An 8664-nucleotide genomic window follows, 5' to 3' on the forward strand; every position below is an offset into this window, starting at 1 on the left:
ACCGCCACCTGTCCCGGGGCGGTACGGGCCCTCGCCCGTAGCGGTCGGCCCGAACGGCGCTGCCGTCAGCCCAGCCGCGGGTCGCGCGGCGGCTGCTGCCAGGGCTGGCCGGGCTGCGGCTGTTGCGGGTACGGCTGGCCGTAGGGCCCCGGCTGCGGGGCCGGCTGCTGGTACGGGGGCTGGCCCTGGGGCTGTCCGTACGGCTGGGGCGGCGGCTGCGGCTGGTGGTGCTGCGGCTGCTGGGGGTGGGGCTGCTGGGGCTGCTGCGGCGCCCCCCAGTGGTTCTGCGGCGCCTGCTGCTGGGCCCGCAGGAAGTCCTCGGCCACCAGGGCGGACAGGTTGAAGTACGCCTCACGGGTCTTGGGTCGCATCATGTCGAGATCGACCTCGGCGCCGGCCGCGAGGTGTTCGTCGAACGGCACCACGACGACACCTCGGCAGCGGGTCTCGAAGTGCTGCACGATGTCCTCGGTCTTGATCATCTTGGCGGTCTCGCGGACGCCGGAGATGACGGTGATGGAACGGGAGACGAGGTCCGCGTACCCGTGGGCGGAGAGCCAGTCGAGGGTGGTGCTGGCACTGCTGGCGCCGTCCACGGACGGGGTCGAGATGATGATCAGCTGGTCGGCCAGGTCCAGGACGCCGCGCATGGCGGAGTAGAGGAGACCGGTGCCCGAATCGGTCAGGATGATCGGGTACTGCCGCCCCAGCGTCTCGATGACACGGCGGTAGTCCTCGTCGTTGAAGGTCGTGGAGACCGCCGGGTCCACATCGTTGGCGATGATCTCCAGGCCGGAGGGCGCCTGCGAGGTGAAGCGGCGAATGTCCATGTACGAGTTCAGGTACGGGATCGCCTGGACCAGGTCCCGGATCGTCGCGCCGGTCTCGCGCCGGACACGGCGGCCGAGCGTGCCGGCGTCGGGGTTCGCGTCGATGGCCAGGATCTTGTCCTGGCGCTCGGTGGCGAGGGTGGCGCCGAGGGCGGTGGTGGTCGTGGTCTTGCCGACGCCGCCCTTGAGGCTGATGACGGCGATGCGGTAGCAGGACATGACCGGGGTGCGGATCAGCTCCAGCTTGCGGCGGCGCTCCGCTTCGGCCGCCTTGCCGCCGAAGCGGAACAGGCCGCCGCCCGCGCCGTTGTTGTTGCTCCTGGGCTTCTGCTTGTTGCGCAGCAGCCGGTCCGAGGACAGCTCGACGGCGGCGGTGTAGCCGAGCGGCGCGCCGCCGCCGGTGGGGCCGGCCGCGTACCGCGGGTCGTGCGGCTGGGGCTGCGGCGGCTGCTGGCCCGGGCCGCCGACGGGCCACTGACCGGCGTTACGGGGATCGGGTTGGGGCTGGGGCTGCGGGGGCTGCTGCGGCGCGGGCGCTGGCGGCGGGAAGCCGTAGGCGCCGCCCTGGTGCGCGAACGCGTTCGGCAGCGGGGGCAGTTCACCGGGCGGAGCGCCGAAGGGGCTCTCCCCCTCGACCGGGGCAGCGGCGATGGCCGGCTCCGCGGCGGGCGCGGGCGCGGGGTACGGCGGGGCCTCGGCCGGAGGTGCCGGCGGCGCCGGCGGAGCAGGGGCCGCGAACGCCGCGGGCACGGCATCGGCCGGCTCCGGGGCGGCCTCCTCGGCCGGGGCCGCGAACGCAGGGAAGGGAGCCGGGGCCTCGGGGACCGAGGCAGCGGCGTCTGCCACGGCGGGCCCGGCCGCGGCCGCCGGGAACGGCGCCGCGGGCTCGGGCGCCGGAGGAGTCGCCTCCACGGGGGCCGGAACTGGTGCCGGGTCCGTGTACGGCTCGGGCGCGGGGGCCTGTGCCGGTGCCGGAGCGGGGGGCGCGGGCGGCGCGGGCGCTGCCTCGGCGGGGGCTGGTGCCGGTGCGGGTGCGGCGGCGTACGGGTCCGGGGTCGGAGCGGCCGGTGCCGGAGCGGTCGGGGCCGGAGCGGTGGGCGCGGGCGGGGTGGGGGCTGCCTCGGCGGGGGCTGGTGCGGGTGCGGGTGCGGCGGCGTACGGGTCCGGGGTCGGAGCGGCCGGTGCCGGAGCGGTCGGTGCCGGAGCGGGGGGCGCGGGCGGCTCGGGCGCTGCCTCGACGGGCGCCGGTGCCGGTGCCGGTGTCGCGTACGGCAGCTCGGGGGCCGTGATCGGCTCGGGAGCCGCGTACGGCAGCTCCGCGGCCGGTGCCGGAGCCTCGGACGTGCCGGGGAGCGGGAACGGCGGGGGCGTACCGGTACCGGCGGACGGTGTCCGCGGCGCCGGCGGAGCGATCCGCATGGTCGAGGGCGACTCCAGGTCCGACGGTCGGTGCGGCTCGAAGCCGCTCCCCTCGGGGAGCCCCGGCACCTGCGCGGGCGCGGCCGACCCCGTGCTCTGCGTGTACCAGGCCGGTGGTGTGTAGTCGATGGTGAACTCGCCCGTCATCTCGGGCTCCGCGTCGGACTGATCGTCCGTCGGGACGTCCCACGTCCCGCCGCGCCTCTCGTTCCGATCGCCGCTCACTGGTCCTCCTGGTCTGTCGAACACTGCTCCGGCGTCCACCCACGCCACGCCGGCGTCCAGCCTAATCGGGGTGCGCCACCCCTGTCCGCCGCGTCCCGCTCCGCGGGGAGGGCAGGCGGTCGCCCGGGGCCCGCCCTGTCAGTCGATGCGGCGGGCCGCGCCCAACAGGCCGGTCTCCGCCTCGGTCCCCTGGGTCATCACGAACTGCCGGTCCCGTGGCGTGCACCACAGGGTCACCCCGTCACCCAGGGTCGGCAGCGACGCAATGGCCTGCGCGGGCAGCTGCATCAGGCGGCCGATCTGCTCCGCCTCGTCCGGCGACACCCGCTGCACGCCCACGAGTGACGCCTGCTGGAGCAGCCTCGGCGCCGTCGGGCTCAGGTACGGCAGCAGGGTCAGTACCGACTGCCAGGGGCCGGCCACCACGCGACCGCGCGGCGGCCGCATCCCGCAGTCGCGGATCACCAGCACCGGGCTGCCCGCGGACGCGCCCTGCGGCGGTATCCGGCCCACCTCGTGCAGGGTCACGCACTGCTGCCCGCCGCCCGCGGCCCGGGCCAGCCCGGACCACACCTGTCCGCGCCCGGTCTCCACGGCGACGCGCGCACCGGTGGCCGCCGCGCGCAGCGCCAGCACCTGCGCCGTCCACAGCCCGCCGATCAGGGTCACCTCGTACGGCGTCGGCCGGTTGATGCCGAGCACCGCCGACCGTCCCTCGGCGTCGACGCCGATCACGACGCCGTCGTCCCCGACGGGCACCGCCAGCGCGTCCAGGTCCGCTGCGGGCACCACCTGTCGCTCCCGCCGCGGGCCGACCAGCCCGAAACCGCCCCTCATCGCGCGCCTCCCAGCGGCAGCGAAGCCAGCAGCCCCGGCACCTGTTCGCGGTCGAGCCGCACCAGCCCGGTCTTCACGCCCCGCGCCGTCCTCTCCAACTCCCTTCGTGCAGCGACAAGTTCCTCGTCGCTGCGCCCTGTCACCCGTACGTGTCCGGTCAGCGTCACGCCCTGCCGCTCCGCAGCGGCCATCGTCAGGCTGAAGTTCGTGGCGAGCGCGGGCATGGACGTCAGCAGTGCCACGAACTGCGGCAGCGCCGCCGCCCCGGCGCCGCCCAACTGGGGCCAGCGGCCGATCCAGTAGGTGGTGTGCCGGCGGTCATCGCAGCGCCAGGTCCGCGAGGTCTCCTCGGTGCGCCGCCCGGTGCTGGCGGAGCGCCCGGCCTGGGTGATCGCCATCGGGTTCGCGCACGAAGACGTGGCCAGAGCTGCCGTCAGCTCCTGCTCGGTCAGCACGGTGGCCTTGAACCCGGCCCCGGCCAGCCGGCTCGCCAGCTGGTCCGCCACCCGCGCCACACACCGCTGCGCGCCGGCCAGTCCGCCGCCGCGGGCGGCGACCGCCTCGGGGCACAGTTCCGGGTCGAGCTTGAGCGCGATCCAGGTCAGCCGCACCGCCGGGGTGCCCGTGCGGGCTTGCAGTGGGGCGTAGTTGCGCGCGGCCATCGACTGCGCCGGCAGGTGAGGGGCCGGTGCCGGCTGGGTGTGCTGCACCAGTTGGGCGGACTCCAGTCGGATGCCGTCCACTTCGAGGACGTCCCGTACGGCACCGAGCGGCAGTGGTCGTGCCGCCCGCTCGGGCCGCAGCGCGGTGGCGTCGGTGTCCACCTGGACCACCGCGGTCAGGAAGGTGCCGTCGCCGACCATGCCGACGGGCCGCCGGTCGCGATCGCTGAAGGTCAGCGTGCGCAGCGCCGGATCGGCTTCCACCAGTGGGGCCAGCCCCGGCTCGGTGCCCGCGGGCACGGTGGAGGCCGCGGCCCGGCGGCGCCGGGCCCGCAGGGCGAGCACACCGCCGATCCACTCCGGCAGGGAGCGCTGGTGGCGGCGTACGACCGCGAGGACCACCAGCGCCAGCGCCAGCACACCGGCCGGCACCAGGAGCAGGGGGTCGACCACCCACGCCACGAGCAGCGCGGCCGCCGCGAGCTGGAGCAGTACGAGTTGTTGCAGTCGGAACGGGCCGAACCGGCCGGGGCTCGACCGGGGATGCGGTGCCACCCCACCTCGTGCGGGTGCGGGCGCGCCGGTCTGCGGCTCCGTCGCCGTGGCCATCACTCGCGCACTTCCCCTCTCACGGGCCGGACCTGACGACTTCCGGCGTTGCGCGACACCCGTCGCGGAACCCCGGAACCTCCCCAATCCACCCCAACAAGCCCTGATTACCCCGGTGCGGAAGGTCCTGAGCGGCTGCCTCACCCTACCCGGCCCCTGCGTACCGTCCGTCAAGAGGCATAGTAGGTGCCCGGTCCGACTATCGAGGCCCGGGGACCGTACTCACCGGCCGGGCCGTGCGGGGAGAAGCAGACGGTCATGGCATCACGACGCGATGAGCTCAACGCGTACACCTTTGCGAAGCGGCGGACGGTGGCCGCGTTCCTCCAGCCCTCCGCCACGGGTACCGAGGAGGGAGCCCCTCGTCCCCTGCGCGCGGTCCTGCCGGGGATGATCGTCGGAGCCCTCGTGCTCGCCGGGTTCGGCGCCTGGGGCATGTTCAAGCCGACCGCCCCCAAGGGCTGGGACGAGCCCGGAACGAGGGTCATCGTCGGCAAGGACTCCACGACCCGGTACGTGGTCTTGACGACGAAGGTGGACGGCAAGGACCAGACCCGCCTGCACCCGGTGCTGAACCTGGCCTCGGCCCGACTCCTGCTGGACCCGCAGAAGTTCAAGGTGGTCCAGGTCGAGGACAAGGTCCTGGACGCAGGCACGCCGCCACGCGGCCCCATCATCGGCATCCCGTACGCCCCCGACCGGCTCCCCTCCAAGTCCGAGGCCGGCAAGGTCAAGCGCTGGGCCGTCTGCCAGCAGCCCGGCGGGAACGGCCGCGGCGTCCAGACCGCCACCTTCGTCCTCGCGGACCGCGAGGCGTCCGTGACGGACGACGCGCGCAGGCTCGCGGACACCCAGTCGCTGTACGTGGAGAGCACCGGCCCCGGCAAGGAGCGGTACCTGGTCGACGCGAGCGGGACCAAGTACAGGTTCCCCGAGGGCGGCCCGGCCGCCGGCACCATGACCAACGCCCTGGTCGGCACCGGAGCCACCCCGCAGCAGGTGACCCCCGAATGGCTCGGCACCCTCAACTCCGGTGCCGACCTGGCCTTCCCGCCCCTGCCCGGCAGGGCGGGAGCCGCCGCCGACGTCAAGGGTCTGACCACCGCCGACAACAAGGTCGGCATGGTGCTCAAGGCCCAGACCGGCTCCGGCGCCCAGCACTATGTGGTCCTGCCCGGCAAGGTCGCGCCGGTCTCCGACTTCGTCGCCTGGCTGCTGATCTCGGCGCCGGCGACCGACGGCCTCAACATGCACGGCAAGGCCCGCGAGGTCGACCTCCAGTCCCTCGACCCGGATGCCACCCCGTTCGCCGGCGACGTCAGGTGGCCGCAGGCGAAGACCGAGCGGATCAACCGGACGGCGCCGTCCGCAGGCACCCGGACGAGCGGGTCCAACAACCGCGACACCGTCTGCAACGTCCTGCGCTCGGTCGACGGCCAGGGCAACCAAACCCTGAGTACTTGGGCCGGCACCAGCTACCCCGTCGACATCACGGCCAGCGGCACGAGCGCGTACGTCACCCCCGGCACGGGCCTGCTCTACACCCAGGTGCAGGGCAAGCAGACCACGGCCGGCGGCTCCCTCTTCCTGGTCACCGACACCGGCCTGCGGTACGCCGTCCAGGCCAACGGCGACAGCGACGCCGAGCAGTCCGGGATCGGCGCCCCCGACCAGTCCAAGGCGGGCGGGGACGGTCGCCCCGAGGCCAGCCAGGCACAGGTCAGGCTGGGCTACGGCGGTGTCACCCCGGCCATGGTGCCCATCGCCTGGTCGGAGTTCCTCTCCAAGGGGCCCCGGCTCGACACCAACTCCGCTCGCCAGCCCCAGGGTTCGTGAGGAAGCCGCCGATGCCCCAGAACCGCAAGCCCCGGCGCGCGCTGCTCATCGCGGCCTGCGCCCTCACCCTGACCTCCGCCTCCGCCTCCGCCTCTGCGGCCGGGGCCGCCCCGACCCGCACCGCCCCGCCGCACGCCCCGTACGGGCTGCGCCTGGACGGCGCGGGGGAGTGCACCTTCCCCATGAAGAAGCAGATCGAAGACCGCCCCTGGGCCCTCCAGCGGCTCCTCCTCGACGAGCTCTGGGCGCAGACCAAGGGCAAGGACAAGAGCGGCGCGAGCGTCCGGGTGGCCGTCATCGACACCGGTGTGGACCGGGCGAACCCGCAGCTCAGCGGCGCCGTCGACGTCGGTGCGGGCAGGGACTTCGTCGATCCCAAGGGCGGTGACGGCACGACCGACACCGTAGGCCACGGCACCAAGGTCGCCGGGCTGATCGCGGCCCGCCCCCAGGCCGGCACGGGCTTCGTCGGCCTGGCCCCGGACGCCACGATCATCCCCATCCGGCAGAACGACGGGCAGGGCAAGGGCAACGCCCTCTCGCTGAGTCAGGCGATCGACCATGCGGTGGCCAAGGGCGCCCAGGTCATCAACATCTCGCAGGACACCGACGTCCCGTTGACCGCGGAATCCGAGCTCGGCAGGTCCGTCCAGAAGGCCGTCGCCGCCGACATTGTGGTCGTCGCCTCGGCGGGCAACGATGGCTTGAGCGGCCAGAAGCGCAAAACCTATCCGGCCGCCTTCCCCGGCGTCCTCGCGGTCGGCGCCTCCGACCGCAACAACGAGCGCGCCGCCTTCTCCCAGCCCGGCGACTTCATCGGGGTCGCCGCGCCCGGAGTGGACATGGTCTCCACCGTCCCCGGCTTCGGCCAGTGCATCGACAACGGCACCAGCTTCTCCGCGCCCTATGTCGCCGGGGTCGCTGCCCTGCTGCGCGCCGAGCATCGGGACTGGTCCGCCCAGCAGATCGTCTGGCAGATCCAGAACACGGCCGAGCGCACCGTCAACGGGCGTGACGACTACGTCGGTTGGGGAGTGGTGGATCCGGTGCGCGCGCTCAGCCAGGACCAGGAGGCCCCGAAGGCGCCCGTCCCGGACCCCGGCCCGGCTCCGGCGGCGGCGCCGCAGGCCGCACCCCTCCGGCTCACCGAGACGGCCCAGGAACGGCAGGAGCGCTACGGCACGTACGCTCTCGGCATCGGCGCCGTCCTGATCGCCGTCATCGCGGGCACGGCGACCGTCGTCCGCGACGCGCGCAGCCGCCGACGCCGTTTGCAGTGAACAGCCATGGTTCGTCCGAGGAAGCAGACCACCGGTGTTGGGACAGTTTCGTGAACTGACTAGAGTGGCAGCAGCTTCACGAGTGTGATCGGGGGATCGCGTGAAGCGGAGGGGGACTGCACCGAGCGCGTGACTCACAGCCGCGCCGGGCACGCCCTCCCCGCTGCGCAATCCGCTGGTTCTGCCGGCGAATTGAGAAGTGAGGAGCTTCGATGAGCACGAACACCTTCGGACTTGCGGACGATCCGGTCGTCCAGGCGAAGAACAAGATCCAGGAGACGGGAACCGCCGTCTCCAAGCAGGCCCGCGAGCTGGCCGACATCATCGCCACCGTGAGCGCGGGCTGGACCGGTGTGGGCGCCTCGGGCTTCATCACGGCCCAGACGACGCTCAACGACAGCCACGACGAGATCCGCCGGCTCCTCGGTGTCCTGCACAACGCAGTGGCGCAGACCAAGAACCTCAGCAACGCGCAGGACGAGGAGGTGCGGGCCGCGTTCAAGAACGCCGTCCAGCCGACGTCCGCCTCGGGCCCGCGTTCGGGCCTCGACGGCATCTGATCAACGCCCCCATCCACGAGGCCGTAGCGAGAAGGAGAAGAACATGACGGCGAACGACGGGACCCGGGTCCGGTACGAGACCGTTCAGCAGATGGCGGACCGCATCCGGGTCGTCTCCGGGAACATCCTCAAGGACCTGGCCGAGATGGAGCAGGCCGTGAAGGTCGTCACGGACACCTGGGACGGTGAGGCGCACCGGGAGTACGTCGCCCTGCAGAAGAAGTACAAGGCCAAGGCCGACACCATGCACGCGGAGCTGGAGAAGGTCGCCAAGCTGATCGAGCGCGGCAAGGACGACTACCGGGCCACCGACAAGCGGGCCTCGACCCTCTTCACCGAGGCCTACTGAGCCCTGCGGGAGCCGGTGTCCGGCGTCCCGACATGCCGAAGGGGCGCGCCCGTACCG

7 protein-coding genes are annotated in these 8664 nt (G+C 73.5%); 4 read left to right on the forward strand and 3 right to left on the reverse strand.

From position 1 onward, the window contains the following. Positions 1-65: 65 nt before the first annotated feature. The 3 genes from ACFW2G_RS32650 to eccE all read right to left on the reverse strand — a co-directional run bounded on the left by ACFW2G_RS32650 (position 66) and on the right by eccE (position 4582). Positions 66-2474, reverse strand: coding sequence for an SCO5717 family growth-regulating ATPase (locus tag ACFW2G_RS32650; protein ID WP_384585552.1), 2409 nt, complete (start codon positions 2472-2474; stop codon positions 66-68). Positions 2475-2612: 138 nt separating this feature from the next. Beyond that, positions 2613-3311 carry a hypothetical protein gene (locus ACFW2G_RS32655; protein WP_037928538.1) on the reverse strand — a complete coding sequence of 233 codons (699 nt, stop codon included), beginning with the start codon at positions 3309-3311 and terminating at the stop codon, positions 2613-2615. After that, complete coding sequence (gene eccE, locus ACFW2G_RS32660) at positions 3308-4582, reverse strand: type VII secretion protein EccE (RefSeq protein WP_052031274.1); 1275 nt, start codon at positions 4580-4582, stop codon at positions 3308-3310. Before eccE ends, ACFW2G_RS32655 begins: the two co-directional genes overlap by 4 nt. Positions 4583-4840: 258 nt before the next feature. Here eccE and eccB point away from each other — a divergent pair, with 258 nt between their 5' ends. The 4 genes from eccB (at position 4841) to ACFW2G_RS32680 (ending at position 8607) form a co-directional block, all read left to right on the forward strand. Then, a complete protein-coding gene (gene eccB, locus ACFW2G_RS32665; protein WP_384585555.1) occupies positions 4841-6418 on the forward strand; it encodes a type VII secretion protein EccB in 1578 nt (525 codons plus the stop codon). An 11-nt stretch (positions 6419-6429) separates the two neighbouring features. After that, positions 6430-7698: a type VII secretion-associated serine protease mycosin gene (gene mycP, locus ACFW2G_RS32670; RefSeq protein ID WP_384455005.1), complete on the forward strand. Its 1269-nt coding sequence runs from the start codon at positions 6430-6432 to the stop codon at positions 7696-7698. A gap of 212 nt (positions 7699-7910) precedes the next feature. Next, complete coding sequence (locus ACFW2G_RS32675; RefSeq protein WP_030027130.1) at positions 7911-8258, forward strand: WXG100 family type VII secretion target; 348 nt, start codon at positions 7911-7913, stop codon at positions 8256-8258. Positions 8259-8301: 43 nt separating this feature from the next. Beyond that, positions 8302-8607 carry a WXG100 family type VII secretion target gene (locus ACFW2G_RS32680; protein WP_037928546.1) on the forward strand — a complete coding sequence of 102 codons (306 nt, stop codon included), beginning with the start codon at positions 8302-8304 and terminating at the stop codon, positions 8605-8607. The last annotated feature ends 57 nt before the right edge of the window (positions 8608-8664 follow it).

Source organism: Streptomyces sp. NPDC058880, from assembly GCF_042742535.1.
Taxonomy (GTDB): Bacteria; Actinomycetota; Actinomycetes; order Streptomycetales; family Streptomycetaceae; genus Streptomyces.